This is a genomic window from Salinicoccus luteus DSM 17002 (genome assembly GCF_000712035.1).
GTDB lineage: Bacteria > Bacillota > Bacilli > Staphylococcales > Salinicoccaceae > Salinicoccus > Salinicoccus luteus.
Genome location: NZ_JONV01000008.1, coordinates 116,118 through 137,061 on the forward strand (window position 1 = coordinate 116,118; position 20,944 = coordinate 137,061).

Here is a 20,944-nt window from a genome sequence, read left to right on the forward strand (position 1 = left end):
GAGCTGGAAACCCAGCTCCCTTTATTCATTATCTTGAATTTGTCATTGGCTGCCCGGCCGGCTGTTCGAGAAATTCCTGCAGTGCTTCAAACTGCGCCTTCGCATCATTCCAGCCGAGTTCATAGAGTGCCTGGAGCCGCTCCCTGTTGCGCTCGGTCCGGCTGACCTTGAGGCTTCTGCTTGGGCTGATGACGAATGCATCGCCTTCACGCTCGCGTTTGGAGATGTCATAGAGTGTTTCATTGTAGTGCCTGTAGCGCACACCAAGCTTGTCATTGATGATTGGATGGTCCCTGTACTTGATGATCTTCGGCATCCGGCTCGGTTTCTTGAAGTAGCCCCGGGGCTTGGTGAGGATGACGATGTTTTTTCGGAAGCCGTCGCGCTCCGCCTTCTTGATCGGAATCGGGTCGGAGATGCCCCCATCGAGCAGCTGCCGGCCGCGGTAGTGGACACTCGATGCCACGAATGGGAGCGAGCTTGATGCCCGGAGCAGTATCGGAAGGGAATCTGCATCATAGTCCTGCTTCCTGAAATAGACGGGTTCACCAGTATCACAGTCGGTTGTGACGATGACGAACTCCTCCGGATTTTCAAGCAGTGTATCGGTGTCGAATGGGACGAGGTTGTTCGGAATCTCATCGAAAATGAAATCCATGCCGAAAAGTTCACGTTTCCGGATGTAGTTGGAGAGGGAGATGTAGCGCTTGTCCTCGACAAAGTCCAGGTTGACCCGCCGGTTGCGGTCACGCTGTCTTGCAAGGTAGGAAGCACCCATGCAGGCCCCTGCAGAGACACCGATGACATATGGGAAATAAAGTTCCTTGCTCATGAAATATTCCAGCACACCGGCGGTATAGAGGCCCCGCATGCCGCCGCCTTCAAGCACCAGTCCTGTTTCCGTCATAAATTACACCTTCAGTCCTTTTAAATGTAGATATCATATAATAATCCATTCTAACAGAATCTGAGGGGGCAGTTAAGGATGGCGGATTCTGGGGAAGGCTTCATATGTTAGACTTTGATTAGGAACCTTTAGGAGGGGAGCGCATGCGGGAGTTGAATAAGCCTTCTTTGCTTCTCGGTCTGGTATGGGTGGTCCTAACATTTATCGCCATGAGGACTTTTCTGGGACATTTCAGCGCCTGTATTCAAAATAAACTGCAGAGATCCATTTATGCGGAGAAAAATTTTGTTGTAAAGGGACCCTGAATAAACTAGAAAACCGGTAGGCGGATACCGTGAGGTATCAAAATTTCTACCTCCAGATTCTGGGTTTTTAGGATTGTGATTGGTTCACGCTAAAAGGAAATTGGAATAAATATTATGATATTCTGAAAAAAGGAGGAGAAGATATGGAAGACAAGTCTAAAAATAAAGAAGGAGATTTTGTTTGGTCTTTTTTGGATAAATTTTTTGGGATTCCTTTTGGGGTTTTAGCTTTGGTCTTTTTAATTCTTAGTATTATTTTGTTGTTTGTTATCGTTTTTTAAACGAAGAATTTTCGTTAGAAAAAGCAAGTTCTTCTTATCTTGATACTATACGCCATATTCTCTATTTGGGTTTATAGGCATTGAAAATGAGTATACTTACGCAGTATTTGAAAGAGGGGATGGAAACGGTGATCATCTGTCCCTTCTTTTTCCTCGTACTAGTCTCCGTGGCTATCAGCCATTTCAATCACCTATGAATAATCAGCAGCTATATGCTTAAATCTAATCGCGGGGTTGCCGGTATATACCCAGTAAACAACTACTCCCCACCTGGGCCCAGGTGGGGAGTAGTATAAACATTTAAAGTATGTGGGAAGTTTCCTTTATTATTAGAACCCTGCTGTCCAGCCGCCATCGACTGTAAGCACGGTGCCGTTTACGAAACTTGAAGCCTCTGATCCGAGGAACAGGGCCGCTTCTGCCACTTCATCCGGCTGGCCGGTACGCGGTGACAGGCCGTGCGTCATGCCGGCACGCTGCATGCCGAATTCACTGGCGCCCTTCATGCTGGAACCGATATTCGTCTCGATTGCGCCCGGCGCAATGCCGTTGACGCGGATGCCGTTCTTCGCATACATGAAGCCGGTGTTCTTCGTGAGTGCCACCACGGCATGCTTGGATGCGCCATATGCCACACCCGCATGTGCACCGTTCAGGCCACCTGTGGAGATGGTATTGACGATGACGCCTTCCTTCTCGTTCTCCATCCAGTAGTTCACCGCCTTGCGCATTGCACGCATGACACCCTTCGTGTTGACGTCGAAGATCTGGTCCCACTTCTCGTCAGTGATTTCACCGACCGGTTCGAAGCCGTCCATAATGCCTGCATTGTTGACGAGGATATCCAGCTCTCCATATTCACTGATTGCTGTATCGATCATCTTCTCCACCTGATCCTTGTCCGCTACATTGACGCTGACCGCTTTCGCAGTACCGCTGTCATCAATGATTTCGGCCGTGACCGCTTCGGCCCCCTCCATATTGTAGTCGGCGACGATCACCTTCGCGCCTTCCTTTGCATAGAGCTTCGCAATCGATCTGCCCATTCCTGATGCTGCACCTGTGACAATCGCGACTTTACCTTCCAGTTTTGCCATTCATATCTCTCCTTACGAATAATTGGATTACATACTTCCATTTTATTCCTTCTAATAAAATCTGCAAGCGATTACACTCGTTGACACAAACTTTCCATAAATGTTGTCATGTTTAATAAAGCCATGCACGGGTATCGATAGATTGACCGTGATTTGAAGCATGTTGCTGACATGGTCAATCAATCGAGACGGTAATCAATACAATAAATCAAATGAACGACGGAGGGATAATCATGCGTAAGATCGAAACATTCAATACTGAACAGGAAGCAATTAGCAGAATCGATCAGCTGAAGACCGAAGGCGTAGAAGAAAATCAGATAACAATCGTATCCAACAGAGACCTTGAAGCCGGTGGCGCATTTGGCGACTATTCCGGTGTTAAAGTGAAGAGTTCCGAAGGCAGTGCCTGGGACAAAGTCGTTTCCTTCTTTACAGGTGACGCACCTGAGGAACAGGCAGTCAACAACATGAACCTGACAGCTGCAGAAGAGCAGGAGTACAGGGAAGCACTTGATGCAGACAAGATTCTCCTTTATGTTGACGGCACAGCCACTGTCGAAGGACAGGGCACAGGCGTTGCAGGTGGACCGGCAGCAGGCACTACAGGTGCATATGCTGAGCGCGATGACAGGGATGCCACTACAGACGAGGAGTCACTCAAGCTTCATGAAGAGCGGCTGAACGTCGACAAGGAAAACGTCAAGACCGGTGAAGTCAACATCGACAAGCATACTGAAACAGAGCGTCAGGAATTCGATGTTCCGGTAGAACGTGAGGAAGTTACAGTTGAACGGCGCCCGGTCGATGACAATAGGCCGGCAGGCGATAGGGACCTTACTGATGACAATGAGTCCATCAGAGTGCCCGTCAATGAAGAACGCGTCAATGTAGACAAGGAAGACGTCGTTTCCGAAGAGGTCGTCGTCAAGAAGGATAAGGTCAGAGACACTGAACACGTCTCCGAAGATGTCCGCCGTGAAGATGTGGACATCGACGAAGAAACGGCAGGCCGCACGACAGGTCGTACAGGCAGAGACGGCCTGAGAGATGAAGACGAGACATTGAAGGATGGATTGACAGATGATCCAAGAAGAGATGACAGAATATAATATAGAGTGACTGATTAAAGAGCCGGTTCAGGATTTTTCCTGGACCGGCTCTTTGTTTCTCTTTGTGTATAGATACAGAGTGCGAGGGCAATCCATTTTTACTCTCAGCCAAGGTATCGTATGGGCCAGAAAGGTGATTCCATGTAAACGGAGTCCTCTCCTGGTCTATTGCAGGAAATTACGCACTTAATGCTGAGCAGCAGGTGGTCGCATTCCTGGAGGGCCGATGCCGACGGCGGGTGCTTCGATGATGCCAGGCGCAAAAACCGAAAATGGCACAGCTCATCTAAGCTGTGCCAATACTATCCTTATCTAGTTGTCTGCTGTACTGGGCTCAGTCCAGTGAGTTGAGGAGAACACGACCCCCGGCAAAGTTATTCTATATCAATTTTACGGACATCATCAGACATTTCCACTTTGGCCACGGTAATTTTGAGCAGCCCTTCCTCGAGCTTCGCACTTATTCCTTCAGGATCGGTATCAGCAAGGTAGAGGGAACGCTGCATGGAGCTGGAGCGCCGCTCTCTGTGAATGAATGTGTCATCATCCTTCGATTCAGACTGTTCTTCTCTATCCACAGAAATGGTCAGCCTGCCGTCATTCAGGCTCAGGTCGATATCCTCTTTTTTTATACCCGGCAACTCGGCTTCAATCAGGTATTCACTCTCCGTTTCCCTGACATCGACCTTGAACGGGTCTGTGGCCAGGTTCCTTCTGAGTGTCCATAGGTCATTGAAGGAATCTTCAAAAAAGTCATCGATCATGTTGAAAGGATTCGCAGTGGTTGCGCTCGTGAGGTCGCGTTTCTTCCTGTTGAACGGAATCAATCCAGACATCATCAATCACTCCTTTTACCATATAATCAGTTTTAGCACTCTGATATATAGAGTGCTAATTTCAGTTTCTTTATACCACATGCGAAAAATATTAAACATCATTTTCAGGGAAATTAAAGAAAAGTATTTTCTTTTGTGTCTTCAGCTGTATATTGCTATGATTTCAATCTCTATGGCTTCTGAGGAGACGGTGATTGGAGCTAGGATGCCCTTATCTCCAATGCTTTGTTCCAGGCGTCTCTGCAACTCCGTGTTCAGATTGATGAAGTCCTTCAGCGGGTCGAACAGTGTGAACTGCCTTTCATGCGTTTTCTTTACTTTGGCGAGGATGATGTTGTCCTCCTCCAACTCCCCGAGTTCATTCTCCTCGATCAGCAGGCAGTCCTTATGGAGTCTACTGAAGATGATAGTGTCCATGTCATCATTATAGACGGGCAGTTTGATCTTATCGAAATCAAACACCATATTGAACAGTTCGACGTCATCGGACTTCGTTCCCATAAATCCGGCTTCTTCCAGCTTGTCCTTCATCAGTTTCGTCAGTTCATACATATCGAAGGATGCATGGATCCTAAGCGGAAGGGCGGCTCTGAAGATCATCCGGCGGCTCAAGTCCCCGATGTGCCTAAAAGGCGTCTCCCCCTCGAAATCCACATAGAAGTCGTTATCCACGAGGCTCCGTTCCAGGCTGATCAGTTTCGATGCGGCATTGTTGATGATTTCCCCCTTTATGACTGAAGTTTTTCCAAGACCGACATGCGTGTCATTGAATCCCAGTTGACCCCCCTTGTCCGTCTGGGATTCGATTTCATTGAACTGCACCGCCTGGCCGGCGCTGGCGAATGTATAGTATGTGTCATAGAGGTTTTCATCAAAATATATCAGATTATAAAACATGTCCTGACCTCCAATGGTGAGGGTCCACAGACTGGAGGCATCCCCCGTCTCCGGCTCCCTGTATTTTTCGTATCACCCGAACGTACACTCATTATAACACGAACATATGTTCGGTTAAATGGTGACATTTTAAAATGAAGGATGGTACAATGGGCATATATGAGAAGGGACGTGCTGAATATGGATTTCGATACTGTCATGCAGGAGCTTGAAGGTCTGGGAAAGGAACGCACCAGAAAGATGTATATGTCGAATGGAGCCAAGGAGCCGGTTTTCGGGGTGGCGACAGGGGCCATGAAACCGATGTCGAAGAAAATAAAGACCGATCAGGCGCTTGCTGAGTCATTGTATGCGACGGGCAACTATGATGCCATGTACTTCGCGGGCATCATCGCAGATCCGAAAGCCATGACGGAAGCGGACTACGAACGGTGGATCGATGGCGCCTACTTCTATATGATCTCCGACAACATCGTCTCCGTCACCCTGTCCGAGTCGGATATCGCCCAGGAAGTGGCGGACAGATGGATCGACAGCGGGGAGGAAATGAAGATGTCGGCCGGGTGGAGCTGCTACTGCTGGCTGCTCGGCAGCCGGAAGGATGAGGCGTTCGAAACCGGCAAGATATCGGGGATGCTCGATAGGGCGGAGGAGGAAATCCATGATGCGCCCGAACGGGCCAAAGCTTCCATGAACAACTTCATCTATACAGTCGCGGCATCTTTCCTGCCGCTGCATGACAAAGCGGTCGAAACCGCAAGAAGGGTCGGGACGGTCGAAGTGATCAGGGAAAATAAGAAACCTGCCATACTGGATGCCTACGGGAACATCCAGAAGCAGGTCGAGAAGGATCGGATTGGCTTCAAAAGGAGGTATGTAAGGTGCTGAATCAGATTGCGGGTGTCTAGTAGTACAGGACGGCCACAATCAGCATGATGATCGGTATCGCCGGAAGCAGGTTCGCTACCCGTATGTTCAGGATGCCGAGGAGTCTGAGGCCGATGGCGATGATCATGACGCCGCCTGCGCCGGTGATTTCGATGATGAACTGGTCCATCAGATCCGGTGGGATGAAGCGGTCGATCTGGGCGGCGAATATCGTGATGGCGCCCTGGAACAGGAACACCGGAACGGCGGAGAAGATGATGCCGATGCCGAGTGCCGAAGTCAGGAAGATGGACATGATGCCATCGATCAGCGACTTTGTGAAGAGTACCGTATGATCGCCCCGGAGGCCACTGTCCAGTGCACCGACGATGCCGACGGCACCGACCACATAGACGAGTGTCGCCGTGACGAAGGCCGCTGCCACGCCACCCTCCTTCGCCCCGGTCTTCGTCTCAAGCCATATGCCGAAGCGGTTCATCCGCTCCTCGATGCGCCATCTCTCCCCGAGCATTGCACCGAGCGCAATGCTGACCACAACGATGATGATCCGATTGCTTTCCAGTGCCATGTCGATACCGAGGACGATCACTGTAATCGAGAGCCCCTGGATGATGGTGGTCTTCATATCCTCATTGATGTTGCGCCAGAACAGGCCGATGAAGCTGCCGGTGATGATGGCCAGCGCATTCACCGCCGTACCAAGAAGTGACAGCATTGCTATTCCTCATTTCTGTGATGGACATCATCAGATTGTGTAAAATATTCTGATGAATTTTGATTATTATAAGGATATTACTGGTATGAAGGATTGTCAAAGGGGATTTTGCTGATTGAATGGCATGATAAAAAAGTTTTAGAGCATTTGATGTGCTCCAAAGCCTTTTTGTAAATCATTTCTATCTGTATACGAGTCCACCGTCTGTGACGATTGCCTGTCCTGTAATATAGCCTGCTTTTTCTGATGCCAAGAAGCTGACGAGTTTGGCGACATCCTGCTGTTCCTGATAACGGCCGAGGGAGATGGCGCCGGAGAATTCCTTGAATGCATCGCCGGGCTCCATATCATCGTTCTAATTGAAGAAATAATTCATTATGGTCCATAATTGGCAACACTGCCACTTCCTCATGAGGCCCCGGGCGCGTTTAGGATGGTGATAAGAGGGGAAAAATGAACCATCATCAACAAAGCATTCAAGGAGGCAATTATAAATGGCTAAAACCATCATGATTACAGGTGCGGGCTCCGGACTCGGCAAGGGGACGGCACTCGGACTGGCAAAAGAAGGGCATAAGGTCATCGCCGCTGTAGAGAACCACCCTCAGATCACTGGACTGAAGGAAGCGGCAGAAGCGACAGGTGTCGACCTTGAAATCCTCAAGATGGACATCACCAACCCGGATGACCGGGAGCGCATGAAACGCTATGACTATGATGTATTCGTCGCCAATGCTGCAGTCAATGAAGGCGGCCCGATCTGGGAAGTGCCGATGTCGGCATTGAGGCAGCTGTTCGAAGTGAATGTCTTCAGTACACTCGAGACTGCACGCATCGCAGCAGAGCACTTCGTCGAAAAGCGGCAGGGCAAGATCGTCTTCATGTCCTCCATGGCCGGTACGATGGCTTCTGCCTACAAGGGACTCTATGCGTCCTCCAAGCACGCCCTGGAAGCCATCGCCAAGTCGCTGAGGCAGGAGATGGAAGAATTCAACGTGCAGGTGGCCACAATCAACCCGGGACCGTTTGACACCGGATTCAATGACCGCGCCGTGGAAGAGAAGTGGGAATGGTTCGATTCCGAAAAGCATCATACTTCCGTCGAAAACCTAAAGGAAAGCGAGCAGGGGCTCGACCAGCAGAATGATCCGCAGATGATGATCGACAAAATGGTCGAAGTCATTCCGAAGGACCACCATAAGTTCCGCACCGCATATCCTGAAGAGACTGCAGAGAACATGCGCAAAGAGGAGCGGGAGAACTGGGACATCGAGATATAGGGTTCTCCATTCCATGAAGGCAGCTCTACGGTAAAAAAGAATAGAGGCATCGGACATCCTCCTGCCGCTCGGCAGGGGGATGTTTCATATTGGGACAGATTCTTCGAAAAAAATGAGTGGTTACAAAAGACACCTTTACTTATGGGACGCATATTTACATTACTCTGAAGCTATAGTAGCTTGTTATATATAGAATATTATGAAAATTATTGGTAAACATGATTTTCATCAATCCAATTGAGGAAAGGGGAAGAAAATTCAATGGCAAAAAAGGATTCATCCAAAAAGAATAGGTTTGTCATGCCGCATATCTACGTCATCCTATTCGCCCTGATCACCATCGGCGTGATTGCTACATACATTGTTCCGGCGGGCAGCTACGAACGTGAAACGGTCGATGGCGTGGACATGATCGTACAGGGGACGTATGGCGGTGTGGAACAGACACCTGTCGGCTTCATGGAATATATGACCGCTGTACCGCGCGGTGTCATCGCGACAATAGAGATCATCTTCGGCATCATGGCAATCGGTGCCCTGTTCAAGATAGTGGAGGATGCCGGCATCATCAGGCTGATCATCAACTATCTCTCGAAGTCATTTTCAAACAAAGGTCTTCTGATCATCCCGACAGTGATGGTGCCGCTTGCCATCTTTGTTGCAGTTACAGGGAATATCGAATCTTCCCTGATCTTCCTGCCGGCATTGCTGCCGCTGTTCCTCAGACTCGGTTTCGACAGGATCACTGCAGCGGCAACGACGCTCGTAGCAACCGTCACAGGGTTCGCCGTCGCCCTGACAGCACCGGCAAACCTGGGGACGGCACAGGCGATCGCCGAACTGCCCCTATATTCCGGCATGGGATATAGGGCGATACTCCTGAGTGTGATACTGGTCCTCGGCATACTGTTCGTGCTGCGCTATGCCAACAGGGTGAAGAAGGACCCATCGAAGACGCTACAGACGAACGATGTACCGGCTTCCGAGTTCATCACGGAGTCGGATGAAGATCCGCAGGAGGAAATCAGTACCCGTACGAAAATCGCTACAGCAGCCTTCATATTATCATTCGGCGGCATGTTCTACGGTGTGCTTGTACATGGCTGGTATTTCACGGAGCTCGCCGGGTTCTATCTGTTTGCTGGTATCATCAGCGGTCTGATTGCCGGAATGGGACCGTCAAAGATTGCCGAATCCATCAATGACGGCATCAGGAATATCCTGCTCGGCTCACTCATCGTTGGGGTCGCCCGGGCGATATCCATTGTGCTTGAGGACGGTCAGATTCTTGATACGGTCGTCTATGGAATCAGTCTCCTCATCACTGCGATTCCCGAGAACCTTGTGCCGGTGATGATGATGATCACGCAAGGTCTGCTCAACTTCGTGATTCCTTCGGGAAGCGGACAGGCGGCTGCCACCATGCCGATCATGGTCGGGGTCGTGGACATTACGGAGATGACCCGGCAGAATGCGGTGCTCGCATTTCAGTTGGGCGATGGTTTCTCGAACATCTTCTATCCGACTTCAGGCTACTTCATGGCAGCCCTCGTCATTGCCAAGGTCCAGTATACGGACTGGCTCAAGTTCATCTGGCCCTTCCTCCTCATCGCATACGGCGTCGGCGCAATCGCCCTTGTGATTGCCCACCTGATACAGTGGGGGCCGTTCTAGACAATATATGAAAAAACAGGGTGCAGCATCTCTTCTTGGAGATCCTGCACCCTGTTTCATCTATTTTCTATACAAATGAACTGCCAAGTACGCTGTTCACATCGTTGACGACAACAAAGGCATCTTCATCGTACTTTTGGATCAGACGTTTAAGCCGGGTCAATTTGGATTTACTGATGACGACATAGAGGATGTCGTTCTCTTCCCTGGAATAGAATCCTTTACCATTCATCATGGTGACACCGCGGCCAATTTCACTGTTGATCAGTTTGCCCAGCACTTCGGGGTGCTGTGAAATGATTGTGATCGCCTTCTTCGGATTCATACCTTCTATCATGAAGTCCATGACTTTCACGTTGATATACATGGCAACGACGGTGAGCAGTACCTGTTCAATTGTCAGTACCGTCAAGCCGAGTGTAATGACCATGAGGTCGAACAGCAATACCGCATTCGATATTTTCACATCGAGATATTTATGGGCGATCCTGCCGAGTATCGCAGACCCTGCTGTTGTTGCTCCGATCCGGATGACAAGTCCATTGCCCAGTCCGAGGAATAGACCACCGAATATGACATTGAGCATCACTTCGTTCGTCTGCACGACCCATGGTTCCGTAATTCCCAGGAACACGGACATCATGATTACTGCAAATATTGTATAGTACATTCCACGTCTTGACAGGAATCTGAATCCAATAATGAGCAGGATGCCGTTGAGTACGAGTGTGGAAATTGCCGGGGAAATCTCAAACGCATACAGGATTATGATGGCCAGTCCTGATACGCCCCCGTCCCCCAGATTTCCCGGAATCATGAATAGATTCACACCGATGGAAAAGAGGAAAGCCCCCAATATGACAGCAGCTATATTCATCAATGTCTGCAATGTAATCGTGGGCGTCATGGACACTTTTATCTTTTCAAAATTAATTTTATTCAGCTTTTTACCGATCATCATAATAACCCTCCTTATATGGCGCTTGAGTAGCACCGATTCATAATACTAGAAAATGATGGCAAATTACAATAGTTTTATTTATAGTCCTAATTTACAGAATACTATCACTGAATCCCTTGGCGGCCAAGGGTTCTGATACGCCGGGGGGTAAGCGTTTTCCAGGCTCATAAATGATAAATGGCAAAATTGTGACAGTATGAAATTTACAGTTCAGAACTGATTGGATGAGGAGTAAAGTCCAAAATTATAAAGTGGGATGAAGATGGTATATGTAGAATTTAAAGGGACCTCCAGTGGCTTCCAGGAGGAAAGGATTTTACTGCAGGGTGCTAAAGAACGAAAGAAATGGTAGTATGTCAGCATTATCTTTTTACTGGGGAGACGAACGCATGGAGGTAGCAGTATTCATCATAATCATATTGGTCGCTTCTACACTGCAGACAAGTACCGGATTCGGCTTTTCGATTCTTGCGACACCTTTTCTGCTGCTGATATTCGAACCGGCTGAAGCAATCCAGATCAATCTGGTTCTATCCCTCATCATTTCAGCAGCTTTGATTCGAAGAATCAGGAGAGACATTGATTACGGAGTGCTCAAGCGATTCATCATAGGAAGCAGTGTGGGGATGTTCATCGGAATCGCCATCTTTCTGATGGTCGATATCGATGGATTGAAACGCGTCATCGGGATAGTCATACTCGGATTGACGCTGTTGCTGATATGCAAGTTCCGGATTGACAGAAACAGGGGCAGGGACTTTTTTGCAGGCGGCCTTGCGGGCGCGCTTACCACAAGCATTGGCATGCCCGGTCCACCGCTGCTGCTGTACTTTGCAGGCACAGACAGTCTGAAGGAGAAGGTGAGGGGGACGACCCTTGCATTTTATCTGTTCATATATACTGTGAGCCTGATCATCCAGATTGTCTTCGCTGGCACTGGTCAGACGGTGTGGATAGCCAGCCTGTGGGGACTGCCTCTGGTTTTCATGGGACTATTCGTGGGACAGAGGCTGTTCAAATACATCAACCAGAAGGGATTCCGCATCTTTACATATGTTATTCTGGTAGTCACCGGTATATATCTGCTTATGGATAGTGCTGGCTTAGTGTAATGATGAATATTTTTGGTGAATGGAAGCAGAATAACTCCCCCTGGTCCGCTGCTGCGGATCAGGGGGAGTTATTCTTCAATATGATTCGAAACTGCTTCGTATACAAACGATTAAGGCACCCAATCAAAGAGGAAGGGTGTCTTTGTTGGTACTTGTAAGCATTTAAAAACTATTTATTGACAGGTGACAGCTCGCCTTCCGTCACCCATTTATGATTCTGTACTTCTTCGCCAGTATCTGTAGTTGTGAAGTCCACCATATAGACGATGGTCTGTTCAGCGGAATCTATAGTAGCAGCAGCACCTTCCATACCTTCCATGTGGGTGGCTTCCATGACTGCTTCATCACCCGGCTGCAATGGTGTGCCACCCGGATCGACCAGTTCCTCATGGATGACCCATTTATGGTCTTCAACCATTTCGCCCCCTGTTGTCGGTATATAGGAAACAGTGTACACGGTGGTATCGAAAGCGCCGGAAATGGTCGCTTCAGCACCATCCATGCCATGCATATGATCGGCTTGGATAACTGCTGTGCTTCCTACTGGATATGTGGGATTTTCAGCTGTCTGCAGCTCTTCAGGAACTTCACCGGAACTCGACATTTCTTCAGCGGAATGATTCATGTGCCCGCCGGAATGTGATTTGGATTCCATATTCATATGTCCATCAGAGTGGAAACCGGCCTGCATATTGTATTGATGCAGTCTTTCCTTCAGCTCTTCCTTTGTCAGACCGTTGATGTACTTCGTCTGCTCTCCCTCTTCATTGGCTTCATAGTAGTAATGGCTGCGCTCTCCGTTATAAGGATAGCCCAGTTCATCTTCCAGTTGCCCTTCAGTCAAACCCTCAATGTAATGCGTTTTGTTTCCATGTGCATCCACTTCATAGTAGTAATAACTTCCATCTGCATGGGAGGCATCCTCTGTTCCACCTGCGTTTGCTGCTCCTGTACCGATCCCCATAGCCAATGTGAAAATCATAGCGCCTGATAAAGAAACTTTTTGAAATTGTCTCATTCCAATTTTCCTCCAATTTTTTTAAGATGCTGGAAGCTTACCCCAAGTATGTGCAGTTTACGTGCAGATATAGTGAAATTTGGATGAAATCTACTTGCTCCAGAGATTCATTCCATTGATTATACGGGCGGAGAAATGGAAGATGTACAGGATAATAAGGTATGCTGACAGTACTGAGAAAACCAAGCAGGCATAAGTCATGTTTTTATTCTGTTGGAGCACCCGTAGGATTATTGGCGAAGGGGGGACGGTTTTGATGAGAAATCAATTATCTTTGAAAATAGGGTTGTTATTTTTTATAGTCATCATCACTGTTGAAATCATTTTATTTTCCATACTTTATACGAACCTCGTTAATGACCGCGTCGACGAAGTGATGGGGGATTTGCTGGCACGTGGCAATACCCATCGGGATGTGCTGGAGGAAAACTATACATCAACGACTTTAGATCATGTCGTCATCATGGAATCCGAATCTGATTTAATTGTGGCAATCACGGACCGGGGTGGGGAGGTCATCAGGAGCTCCGACGCCATAGGGGCGGAAGTGGAGGCAGTCATCGAACATACGGATGAGGGCCGAGTGCCGGATGAGGGCGTGATACTGGAATCGGACTGGGCGGATGAGCAGTATGTGGCGACCGACAGCCCAATCATCATGGATGGGAAGCATAGTGGGCACGTATTCATGTTTGCCGACAGCAACCATATCAAGGAGATCATCAGCAATCTCACCCGGCAATTCCTTTTCATCGGACTGGTGACAGTCATACTGACTGTAGTCACCGTAATGGTGCTGTCCAAGGTGATCACCCAGCCGCTGGTCAGAATGAAGCATGCCACTGAAGCAATGAGTGGGGGCAATCATGAAGTGGCGCTCTCCACGGACCGGAATGACGAACTCGGGGAACTGGCGACTGCCATCACTCGGCTGTCGAAGGATTTGAAGCGGGTGAAGAGTGAAAGGAATGAGTTTCTGGCAAGTGTCTCCCACGAACTCCGCACCCCGCTTACCTATCTGAAGGGATATGCAGACATCATCAGCCGGGATTCCCAGTCAGCCGCAGACCGGAGGAAGTATATCGGAGTGATCCAGGAAGAGGTGGACCATCTGTCTGGGCTGGTCAAGACTTTATTTGAGTTGGCCAAGATAGACCAGAATGCCTTCGTCATAAAAAAGGAGGAGGTGGCCTTCGATGTACTGATTAAAAAGGTTGTGGATCGGGTCCGCCCGGTAATTGAAGAGCGGCATATAAAATTTTCATATGACTGCCCGGACAATGTGGCCATCGAGGCTGATCCGGAAAGGATTCAGCAGGTGCTGCTCAATATATTGGATAATGCCATTAAATACACGCCCCACGGAAATCATGTCAGGCTGGAAGTGATTCCGTCCGAAAATGAAATAGTGACGCTTGTTTCGGATACAGGGGACGGCATTGCCGAGGAAGATCTTCCATATATATTCGAGCGACTGTATCGTGCAGAAAAATCCAGATCCCGTACGAAGGGCGGATCCGGTCTTGGGCTTACCATCGCCAAAGAGATTGTCGCTTTGCACAACGGCAGGCTGGAAGTTGAAAGCAAGGTGGGCGAGGGCACTATCTTCAGAATAACGTTGCCGAAGGAGGAAGATTATGAAAAAGGTTCTATTGGTTGATGATGAAGAGCGGATGCTCGAATTACTGTCATTATACTTGAGTCCCTATGGCTATAACTGCAAGAAGGCCTTAGGGGCAAAAGAAGGCCTCGAATATATCGGTCAGGAGCGATTTGATATCGTGCTGCTCGATATCATGATGCCTGACATCGATGGATGGCAGGTATGCCGGGAAATCCGTGAACATTCAGATGTGCCCATCATCATGGTGACGGCACGGGAACAGAAGACGGATATCGTCAAAGGTCTGAAGCTTGGGGCGGACGACTATATAACGAAACCATTCGATGAGGAAGAGCTCACTGCACGGATGGATGCCCTGTTGAGGCGGGTGGAGCCAGCGAGCCGTGTGGAAGTGGATGGTCTGCTCTGGGATGAGGAGCGGTTTAAACTATCCTATAAGGGGCAGCATATCAAGTTGACCCCCAAGGAATTCTCATTGCTCGGACTGCTCATGGAGCACCCGGGGCGCGTATATTCCAGGGAGCATCTGATCGACCTGGTGTGGGGGATATATTCGGAGACCGAAGGACGGACGGTCGATTCCCATGTGAGGAACATCCGGGAGAAGATCAGGGAAGCGGGTTTCCCCATCGACGATTATTTCCATACAGTATGGGGCGTCGGCTATAAATGGGTGAAGCAGTAGATTCTATAGGTCCTCCGTTCATTATGCTGAGCGAATTATCAATATTTATATGAAATACTCCAAAAACTGCACAATAACTGCATAAAACATGGGCATATACTTCAGACAACACTATTTCTGAGGTGAGGATAATGAGCGACTATAAAAAGAACAGCCTATCCCTGACGGGGGCAATCGGTCTTGGTACAGGCGTGATGATCAGCGCCGGTATATTTGCACTGCTGGGTCAGATTGCGGTACTTGCCGGAACATGGTTTCCGATTATGTTCATCGTTGGTGGCATCGTGACGGGCTTCAGTGCCTATTCCTACGTGAAGATGAGCAATGAGTACCCGTCAGCCGGGGGCATCGGCATGTTCCTGGCAAAAGCATATGGCCAGGGGACCATCACCGCTTCTGCAGCGATGTTGATGGCAGTCTCCATGGTCATCAACCAGAGTCTTGTGGCGCGTACTTTCGGCACCTATACATTACAGATATTCGACATGGATGCAAACAGCTATCTGGTGCCCGTGCTCGCTGTGGGTCTCCTGCTTTTCGCATTCCTGGTCAACATTGCCAGCAACAGCTTCATACAGACGTTCACATCGATCGTCTCCCTGCTTAAAATTCTCGGTCTTGTCACATTCGCGATGGGCGGCTTGTGGGTCGCCGGATTTTCCGTCACGCCGGCCGAAAGCGGTGGAGGCACTGAAGATGCCACAATTGCCAGCATCATTGCAGCTGTAGCACTTACCATCCTTTCATTCAAGGGATTTACGACGATCACAAACAGCGGTTCTGAAATCGTCAACCCAAACAAAAATGTCGGCCGGGCGATCGTCATATCGATTTCGATAAGTCTTTTCGTCTATCTGCTGGTCGCATGGGCGGTATCCAGCAATCTGCCGCTCGACCAGATTATTGCAGCCAGGGACTACTCCCTTGCTGAAGCGGCGAGGCCGGCATTCGGCGACTACGGTGTATGGTTCACCGTCGCCATTGCGATCATTGCGACAGTATCCGGCATCATTGCCAGCGTATTCGCCGTCTCCCGCATGCTTGCCATGCTGACGGATATGAAGCTGATTCCACATAAGCACTTCGGCATGCCGGGACGCATCCAGAAGCACACGCTGGTATACACGATTGTGCTTGCGATGGTGCTCGCAGTCATCTTCGACCTCAGCCGCATCGCCTCGGTCGGTGCCATACTCTATCTCGTGATGGATATGATTGTGCATTGGGGCGTATTCAGACATCTGAGGGAAAAGGTCGATGCCAAGCCATGGATCCTCATTACAGCCTTCATTCTTGATGGAATAGTGCTCGCTGCCTTCGTCTGGGTCAAGCTGATGAATGACTGGCTGATTGTTGCCGTCTCGCTCATTTTCATCATCGTCATTTTCGTTGGGGAATATGTATTCCTTAAAAACCGGGATGATGGAGGAGAAGCACATGCGGACCATCATTGATTCAGATGCCAATATAAATTTAAAAGGAAGGGAAAATTGGGAGAAACCCCAAGTTTCCCTTCCTTTTTTGATTTCCGTCCTATGCAATCTGTTTGCACGCTTCCGCACATTTGAAGCATGCATCTGCACACTTCTGGCAATGGTCGTGGTCATGTTTCTTACATTCGTTTCCGCATGCTTCGCAGACTTTTGCACAAACGGATGCAAGATCTGAAGAGAATGGTGAGTTCCTTGTCAGTGACTGCTCCAGAAATGCACAGATATCCGCACACTCACGGTCCAATCGGATGCACTCCGCCATCATTTTTACATCTTCTTCCCTCAGACAGGCATCGTAGCAGTGGTTACAGGCTTCCAGACATTCATGCAGGGTTTGAATCAATTGCTGGTGCTTTTCATGTGCCATAGAAAAATCCCTCCTATAAGAATTAAATGCGCTTGCATTAGTTGGATTCCCACCCATTTTGCATATAAACCGATATTCCTAAACTCCACAGAAACTGCACAGAATTTTAATATTGCTAAATGCAGGAGACAATTTTTCTGATTCGGCAGTTCAGCAATCAACATGAGGTGTTTCATTAATTTTGGATAGGGAAGTTAGAGAATAAACATATCGGCAGAAGGGAGGTATTGGATGAAGGTATTTGTTTTTGGCGGCAGTGAAGGACTGGGTGAGCATGTTCTGAAGGCGCTTGATGCGAAAGGCCATGAAGTGGTGACGGTTGCGGAAGCTGAAAACAGGGCGGAAGAGCTGAAGATGATTGGGGCGGATGAAGTGATCATCTCCAAAGATGAGGGGGTCGGCAAAGGCGCCGCAGGTGTCGATGCGATCATCTACATTGCAGGGGCGAGCCAGGGCGCAGGTGAGAACCAAGGTACACTGGTGGATCATGAAGCCGTGATCGAATCGCTTGAAGCCGCACAGCGGGAGAAGGTCGAACGCATCGTCTACTTGAGCCCCGTCCGGCTGGATGAGTCCGAAGAATCAAAGAAGACGGGCGGGAAGCACAAACCGGAGGAATGGATCAAAAAGAGCGCGTTCTCCTATACGGTCATCCGGACGGTAAAGACAGTCAGCAAGCCGGGGAATGGCACGATCGAGGCAGGAGAGACAGTGGATGCAGACAGTGATGAAATACCCCATGAAGATGTGGCTGCCGTCCTTGTGGGAGCACTCGGCAATAAGCATACATTCAACAGGGCCTTTGAAGTGGCCCAAGGGAAGACGGAGATAGAAGAGGCTTTGAGTTCTTTATAAAGTATGAATGAGGAAATAAAAAGAAGGGTGGTTCATATGGGAAAAGTAACGAAATATCTGCCGTCGGCGATTATGACATCTTCGGTCGCGGCACCGCTTGCCTATATGGCATATATGTATCAGAAGGATGACCGCCAGAAGCAGCATGCGATCCTGCGCAATTTTCCACTGCTTGGGCGGGTCCGGTATATCTCCGAACACGTCGGTCCGGAACTGAGACAGTACCTTTTCGCAGAGGATAATGAAGGGGAGCCGTTCTCGAGGCTCGAGTTCCAGAACGTGGTCAAGGCAGGGAAATATAATGAACGGCTGCTCGGCTTCGGTTCCGACCGGGACTTCAAGGAAGAGGGCTATTTGATACGGAACAGCCTGTTCCCCAAGCTTTCCAGTGAAATGCGGATTGATAATACAGAGAAGACGAATACCTACAAATACATCATCGACAATGAAGGGCTCTTCTCCCGCAAGGAGCACCGGGAAGAGACGCAGGCGGACCCATATCTTCTGCGGGATGAGGACGCGATTGTCCTTGGGGAAGGCAGATGCCGGCAGCCCTTCCATCTAAAGGGGCAGGTCGGCATGTCTGCGATGAGCTACGGTGCCCTCGGCGAACGGGCGATTACCGCACTGTCAAGAGGACTCGGGATTGCCGGCGGCACCTGGATGAACACGGGGGAAGGCGGGATATCCGACCATCACCTGGCGGGTGATGCCGACCTGATGATGCAGATCGGGCCGGGACTGTTCGGCGTCCGGACCCCGGCCGGAGAGTTCTCCTGGGAGGCATTCAAGGAAAAGGCAGAGATGGAGCAGGTGAAGGCCTTTGAAATCAAGCTCGCCCAGGGGGCCAAGACGCGGGGCGGCCACCTTGAAGGGAAGAAGGTCACTGAAGAGATCGCAAGAATCCGGCTGATCGAACCGGGGAAGACGGTCAACAGCCCGAACCGCTTCATCGAATACGATTCCTTCCCGAAGCTGTTCGACTTCATAGAGGAACTGCGTGAAGTCGGCGGAAAGCCGGTGGGGATGAAGATTGTGGTCGGAGATATCGAGGGTGTGGAAGAGATGGTCCAGACCATGAAGGAATCCGGTAAAGGACCGGACTTCATCACGATTGATGGAGGGGAGGGCGGAACCGGTGCGACGTATCAGGAGCTTGCGGATTCCGTCGGTCTGCCGATTATGACCGCGCTGCCGATTGTCGATGATCTGCTCCGTGAATACGGTATCCGGGACCGCGTCAAACTGATCGCCTCCGGCAAGCTCATTACGCCCGACAAGGCAGCCATCGCACTTGGGATGGGGGCGGATCTCATCAATGTCGCCCGCGGTTTTATGATCAGTGTCGGCTGTATCATGGCTGAAGTATGTCATACGAATACATGCCCGGTCGGTGTGGCGACGACGGATGATAAGCTGCAGGAGGGTCTGATCGTCGATGAAAAGCTCTATCGTGTGACGAACTATGTCACCTCACTTCGTGCAGGACTGTTTAATATGGCCGCAGCTGCCGGTGTCGACTCCCCAACAAAGCTCGAAAGGAAGCATGTCATCTACAAAGACCATAAAGGCCGTCTTTCATCCGTCGGCAGCATGGTCGAGGAGATAAAGGATTAGATGTTTGATGGATGTGCAGAGAAGCGGTGGAGGCAGCCGTCTTCTCTCTTCTTTTGTATAAAAAAATCTATTTATTTATATATACATATAATAAATTATATAATAAATTTGAATTCAAAGCTGAGGGAGATATATATGGAGGAATCCAAGAGAATTTTAGAAAGTTTCATCCCGGTTGCGAAAGCCAACGCAAAAATGTTCGGACCAAACTGTGAGGTCGTCATCCATGATTTGACCCATCCGCAAAATTCAGTGATGTTTACAGTCAATAATCATGTGACGGGAAGGGAAGTCGGTCAATCTTTTGATCACCTGGTCAAGACGGTACTGCAGGCTGAAGACTTCAAGGAGGATCATCTGTCAGGCTATACATTCACAACTGAAGATGGGCGGACCATCTGTTCCTCGACTTCTTTGATACGTGATTCCAATCGGAAGGTCATTGGTGCCTATTGTGTGAATTTTGATATCGAGGCACTGAACCAGATGCAGAAGTTCATGGATAATTTTCTGCCTGTACAGGCCGTGCCCACGGTGGAAGAGGCCAAAAAGGATGATGACGTCGAGAATGTCGAAGAAATAGTGGACCAGCTGATCCAGCAGATCATTAAAACCAGTGTGCATCCGGCGATGAAGCGCCATGAGAAGGTGGAACTGATGCGGTTCATGGAAGAAAAGGGCATCTTTCTGATGAAAGGTTCGGTTGAGAAGGTTGCTTCTCTGCTGGGCATCTCCAAAGTGACCGTCTACAGCTATTTGGATGAAATCAAAAATAAATGAAAATAGGAGTGTCATCATGAAGCAGATCTTTGAAGTGGGAAATTTAAAATCGAATGGACATTATGCTTTGGTGACGATACACGGGGATACCGTATATGTATCCGGACAATTCGCGGTTGACCCGGAAACCCGGGAAAAGAAGTTTGGACCGATTGAAGAGGAGACACTGCAGGCACTTAGGAATGTGGAAGCCATTTTGGAAGCGGCCGGCAGCAGTAAAGAGCAGATTGTGCGCATGAACCTGTATATTCCGGATGTGAAGCTGTGGGATAGGGTGGACGGCGTCTACAAGGAATTCTTCGGCGAGCACAAGCCTGCCCGTACTGTGATACCGACGAATGAACTCCATTTTGGCTTCAAAATTGAAGCAGATGCCATCGCATACATCTAAGTATATTTTTTTGCATGAGGCATATAAAAAAGTCTAATTAATATAAATT

21 protein-coding genes and 1 pseudogene are annotated in these 20,944 nt (G+C 49.1%); 13 read left to right on the forward strand and 9 right to left on the reverse strand.

Annotated elements, in window-relative coordinates; translation table 11 throughout:
- Positions 1–28: 28 nt before the first annotated feature.
- A complete protein-coding gene (locus tag BO53_RS0105365; protein WP_031546291.1) occupies positions 29–907 on the reverse strand; it encodes a patatin-like phospholipase family protein in 879 nt (292 codons plus the stop codon).
- A gap of 448 nt (positions 908–1,355) precedes the next feature.
- Between BO53_RS0105365 and BO53_RS13870 the strand changes: the two genes are divergently transcribed.
- Positions 1,356–1,493 carry a hypothetical protein gene (locus tag BO53_RS13870; RefSeq protein ID WP_156956097.1) on the forward strand — a complete coding sequence of 46 codons (138 nt, stop codon included), beginning with the start codon at positions 1,356–1,358 and terminating at the stop codon, positions 1,491–1,493.
- Positions 1,494–1,822: 329 nt separating this feature from the next.
- On the opposite strand, the gene BO53_RS0105380 is transcribed toward BO53_RS13870, so the two are convergent.
- Entirely contained in the window at positions 1,823–2,590 is a 768-nt protein-coding gene (locus BO53_RS0105380; RefSeq protein ID WP_031546293.1) for an SDR family oxidoreductase, read from the reverse strand.
- 233 nt (positions 2,591–2,823) lie between these two features.
- On the opposite strand from BO53_RS0105380, the gene BO53_RS0105385 reads away from it, so the two are divergent.
- Positions 2,824–3,702: a YsnF/AvaK domain-containing protein gene (locus tag BO53_RS0105385; protein ID WP_051683021.1), complete on the forward strand. Its 879-nt coding sequence runs from the start codon at positions 2,824–2,826 to the stop codon at positions 3,700–3,702.
- 374 nt (positions 3,703–4,076) lie between these two features.
- Here BO53_RS0105385 and BO53_RS0105390 read toward each other — a convergent pair whose 3' ends face one another.
- Both BO53_RS0105390 and BO53_RS0105395 read right to left on the reverse strand, forming a co-directional pair.
- Complete coding sequence (locus tag BO53_RS0105390; RefSeq protein ID WP_031546297.1) at positions 4,077–4,538, reverse strand: Hsp20/alpha crystallin family protein; 462 nt, start codon at positions 4,536–4,538, stop codon at positions 4,077–4,079.
- A 141-nt stretch (positions 4,539–4,679) separates the two neighbouring features.
- Complete coding sequence (locus tag BO53_RS0105395; RefSeq protein WP_031546299.1) at positions 4,680–5,435, reverse strand: hypothetical protein; 756 nt, start codon at positions 5,433–5,435, stop codon at positions 4,680–4,682.
- Positions 5,436–5,615: 180 nt separating this feature from the next.
- Between BO53_RS0105395 and BO53_RS0105400 the strand changes: the two genes are divergently transcribed.
- A complete protein-coding gene (locus tag BO53_RS0105400; RefSeq protein ID WP_031546301.1) occupies positions 5,616–6,323 on the forward strand; it encodes a DNA alkylation repair protein in 708 nt (235 codons plus the stop codon).
- Positions 6,324–6,339: 16 nt separating this feature from the next.
- Here BO53_RS0105400 and BO53_RS0105405 read toward each other — a convergent pair whose 3' ends face one another.
- Complete coding sequence (locus BO53_RS0105405; protein WP_342665363.1) at positions 6,340–7,038, reverse strand: DUF554 domain-containing protein; 699 nt, start codon at positions 7,036–7,038, stop codon at positions 6,340–6,342.
- 181 nt (positions 7,039–7,219) lie between these two features.
- Positions 7,220–7,393: pseudogene (locus tag BO53_RS13705) on the reverse strand (SDR family oxidoreductase); the annotation flags it as partial.
- A gap of 139 nt (positions 7,394–7,532) precedes the next feature.
- Between BO53_RS13705 and BO53_RS0105415 the strand changes: the two are divergent.
- Together BO53_RS0105415 and BO53_RS0105420 are read left to right on the forward strand one after the other, a co-directional pair.
- On the forward strand, positions 7,533–8,318 hold the full coding sequence (locus BO53_RS0105415) for an SDR family oxidoreductase (RefSeq protein WP_031546305.1): 786 nt from the start codon (positions 7,533–7,535) through the stop codon (positions 8,316–8,318).
- Positions 8,319–8,579: 261 nt separating this feature from the next.
- Complete coding sequence (locus tag BO53_RS0105420) at positions 8,580–9,992, forward strand: YfcC family protein (protein WP_031546306.1); 1,413 nt, start codon at positions 8,580–8,582, stop codon at positions 9,990–9,992.
- A 67-nt stretch (positions 9,993–10,059) separates the two neighbouring features.
- Here BO53_RS0105420 and BO53_RS0105425 read toward each other — a convergent pair whose 3' ends face one another.
- Positions 10,060–10,953 (reverse strand): YitT family protein, encoded by an 894-nt coding sequence (locus BO53_RS0105425; protein ID WP_031546307.1) that lies wholly within the window; start codon positions 10,951–10,953, stop codon positions 10,060–10,062.
- Between the two features lie 389 nt (positions 10,954–11,342).
- Here BO53_RS0105425 and BO53_RS0105435 point away from each other — a divergent pair, with 389 nt between their 5' ends.
- Complete coding sequence (locus tag BO53_RS0105435) at positions 11,343–12,065, forward strand: sulfite exporter TauE/SafE family protein (RefSeq protein WP_031546308.1); 723 nt, start codon at positions 11,343–11,345, stop codon at positions 12,063–12,065.
- Between the two features lie 169 nt (positions 12,066–12,234).
- On the opposite strand, the gene BO53_RS13710 is transcribed toward BO53_RS0105435, so the two are convergent.
- Positions 12,235–12,726 carry a YdhK family protein gene (locus BO53_RS13710; protein ID WP_245608210.1) on the reverse strand — a complete coding sequence of 164 codons (492 nt, stop codon included), beginning with the start codon at positions 12,724–12,726 and terminating at the stop codon, positions 12,235–12,237.
- A gap of 613 nt (positions 12,727–13,339) precedes the next feature.
- Between BO53_RS13710 and BO53_RS0105445 the strand changes: the two genes are divergently transcribed.
- From BO53_RS0105445 to BO53_RS0105455, 3 genes are all read left to right on the forward strand, one after another.
- Positions 13,340–14,743: a sensor histidine kinase gene (locus BO53_RS0105445; protein WP_031546310.1), complete on the forward strand. Its 1,404-nt coding sequence runs from the start codon at positions 13,340–13,342 to the stop codon at positions 14,741–14,743.
- On the forward strand, positions 14,721–15,392 hold the full coding sequence (locus BO53_RS0105450) for a response regulator transcription factor (protein ID WP_031546311.1): 672 nt from the start codon (positions 14,721–14,723) through the stop codon (positions 15,390–15,392). The genes BO53_RS0105445 and BO53_RS0105450 overlap by 23 nt, the downstream gene beginning before the upstream one ends.
- Before the next feature lie 131 nt (positions 15,393–15,523).
- The gene (locus tag BO53_RS0105455; protein ID WP_031546312.1) at positions 15,524–16,846 is read left to right on the forward strand and encodes an APC family permease; all 1,323 of its coding nucleotides are present in this window, start codon (positions 15,524–15,526) and stop codon (positions 16,844–16,846) included.
- Positions 16,847–16,925: 79 nt separating this feature from the next.
- Here BO53_RS0105455 and BO53_RS0105460 read toward each other — a convergent pair whose 3' ends face one another.
- Positions 16,926–17,252: a four-helix bundle copper-binding protein gene (locus BO53_RS0105460; protein WP_031546313.1), complete on the reverse strand. Its 327-nt coding sequence runs from the start codon at positions 17,250–17,252 to the stop codon at positions 16,926–16,928.
- A gap of 231 nt (positions 17,253–17,483) precedes the next feature.
- Here BO53_RS0105460 and BO53_RS0105465 point away from each other — a divergent pair, with 231 nt between their 5' ends.
- The 4 genes from BO53_RS0105465 to BO53_RS0105480 all read left to right on the forward strand — a co-directional run bounded on the left by BO53_RS0105465 (position 17,484) and on the right by BO53_RS0105480 (position 20,895).
- Positions 17,484–18,107: an NAD(P)H-binding protein gene (locus tag BO53_RS0105465; protein ID WP_031546316.1), complete on the forward strand. Its 624-nt coding sequence runs from the start codon at positions 17,484–17,486 to the stop codon at positions 18,105–18,107.
- A 36-nt stretch (positions 18,108–18,143) separates the two neighbouring features.
- A complete protein-coding gene (locus tag BO53_RS0105470) occupies positions 18,144–19,724 on the forward strand; it encodes an FMN-binding glutamate synthase family protein (RefSeq protein WP_031546322.1) in 1,581 nt (526 codons plus the stop codon).
- A 135-nt stretch (positions 19,725–19,859) separates the two neighbouring features.
- Entirely contained in the window at positions 19,860–20,504 is a 645-nt protein-coding gene (locus tag BO53_RS0105475) for a helix-turn-helix transcriptional regulator (RefSeq protein ID WP_031546324.1), read from the forward strand.
- A 16-nt stretch (positions 20,505–20,520) separates the two neighbouring features.
- Positions 20,521–20,895, forward strand: coding sequence for a RidA family protein (locus BO53_RS0105480; RefSeq protein ID WP_031546326.1), 375 nt, complete (start codon positions 20,521–20,523; stop codon positions 20,893–20,895).
- Positions 20,896–20,944 lie beyond the last annotated feature (49 nt).

What these genes read in the sequence shown, in the direction of transcription:
- BO53_RS0105365 (WP_031546291.1), bottom strand. Translation starts at nt 907, where the DNA reads ATGACGGAAACAGGACTGGTGCTTGAAGGCGGCGGCATGCGGGGCCTC.
- BO53_RS13870 (WP_156956097.1), top strand. Translation starts at nt 1,356, where the DNA reads ATGGAAGACAAGTCTAAAAATAAAGAAGGAGATTTTGTTTGGTCTTTT.
- BO53_RS0105380 (WP_031546293.1), bottom strand. Translation starts at nt 2,590, where the DNA reads ATGGCAAAACTGGAAGGTAAAGTCGCGATTGTCACAGGTGCAGCATCA.
- BO53_RS0105385 (WP_051683021.1), top strand. Translation starts at nt 2,824, where the DNA reads ATGCGTAAGATCGAAACATTCAATACTGAACAGGAAGCAATTAGCAGA.
- BO53_RS0105390 (WP_031546297.1), bottom strand. Translation starts at nt 4,538, where the DNA reads ATGTCTGGATTGATTCCGTTCAACAGGAAGAAACGCGACCTCACGAGC.
- BO53_RS0105395 (WP_031546299.1), bottom strand. Translation starts at nt 5,435, where the DNA reads ATGTTTTATAATCTGATATATTTTGATGAAAACCTCTATGACACATAC.
- BO53_RS0105400 (WP_031546301.1), top strand. Translation starts at nt 5,616, where the DNA reads ATGGATTTCGATACTGTCATGCAGGAGCTTGAAGGTCTGGGAAAGGAA.
- BO53_RS0105405 (WP_342665363.1), bottom strand. Translation starts at nt 7,038, where the DNA reads ATGCTGTCACTTCTTGGTACGGCGGTGAATGCGCTGGCCATCATCACC.
- BO53_RS0105415 (WP_031546305.1), top strand. Translation starts at nt 7,533, where the DNA reads ATGGCTAAAACCATCATGATTACAGGTGCGGGCTCCGGACTCGGCAAG.
- BO53_RS0105420 (WP_031546306.1), top strand. Translation starts at nt 8,580, where the DNA reads ATGGCAAAAAAGGATTCATCCAAAAAGAATAGGTTTGTCATGCCGCAT.
- BO53_RS0105425 (WP_031546307.1), bottom strand. Translation starts at nt 10,953, where the DNA reads ATGATGATCGGTAAAAAGCTGAATAAAATTAATTTTGAAAAGATAAAA.
- BO53_RS0105435 (WP_031546308.1), top strand. Translation starts at nt 11,343, where the DNA reads ATGGAGGTAGCAGTATTCATCATAATCATATTGGTCGCTTCTACACTG.
- BO53_RS13710 (WP_245608210.1), bottom strand. Translation starts at nt 12,726, where the DNA reads ATGAATATGGAATCCAAATCACATTCCGGCGGGCACATGAATCATTCC.
- BO53_RS0105445 (WP_031546310.1), top strand. Translation starts at nt 13,340, where the DNA reads ATGAGAAATCAATTATCTTTGAAAATAGGGTTGTTATTTTTTATAGTC.
- BO53_RS0105450 (WP_031546311.1), top strand. Translation starts at nt 14,721, where the DNA reads ATGAAAAAGGTTCTATTGGTTGATGATGAAGAGCGGATGCTCGAATTA.
- BO53_RS0105455 (WP_031546312.1), top strand. Translation starts at nt 15,524, where the DNA reads ATGAGCGACTATAAAAAGAACAGCCTATCCCTGACGGGGGCAATCGGT.
- BO53_RS0105460 (WP_031546313.1), bottom strand. Translation starts at nt 17,252, where the DNA reads ATGGCACATGAAAAGCACCAGCAATTGATTCAAACCCTGCATGAATGT.
- BO53_RS0105465 (WP_031546316.1), top strand. Translation starts at nt 17,484, where the DNA reads ATGAAGGTATTTGTTTTTGGCGGCAGTGAAGGACTGGGTGAGCATGTT.
- BO53_RS0105470 (WP_031546322.1), top strand. Translation starts at nt 18,144, where the DNA reads ATGGGAAAAGTAACGAAATATCTGCCGTCGGCGATTATGACATCTTCG.
- BO53_RS0105475 (WP_031546324.1), top strand. Translation starts at nt 19,860, where the DNA reads ATGGAGGAATCCAAGAGAATTTTAGAAAGTTTCATCCCGGTTGCGAAA.
- BO53_RS0105480 (WP_031546326.1), top strand. Translation starts at nt 20,521, where the DNA reads ATGAAGCAGATCTTTGAAGTGGGAAATTTAAAATCGAATGGACATTAT.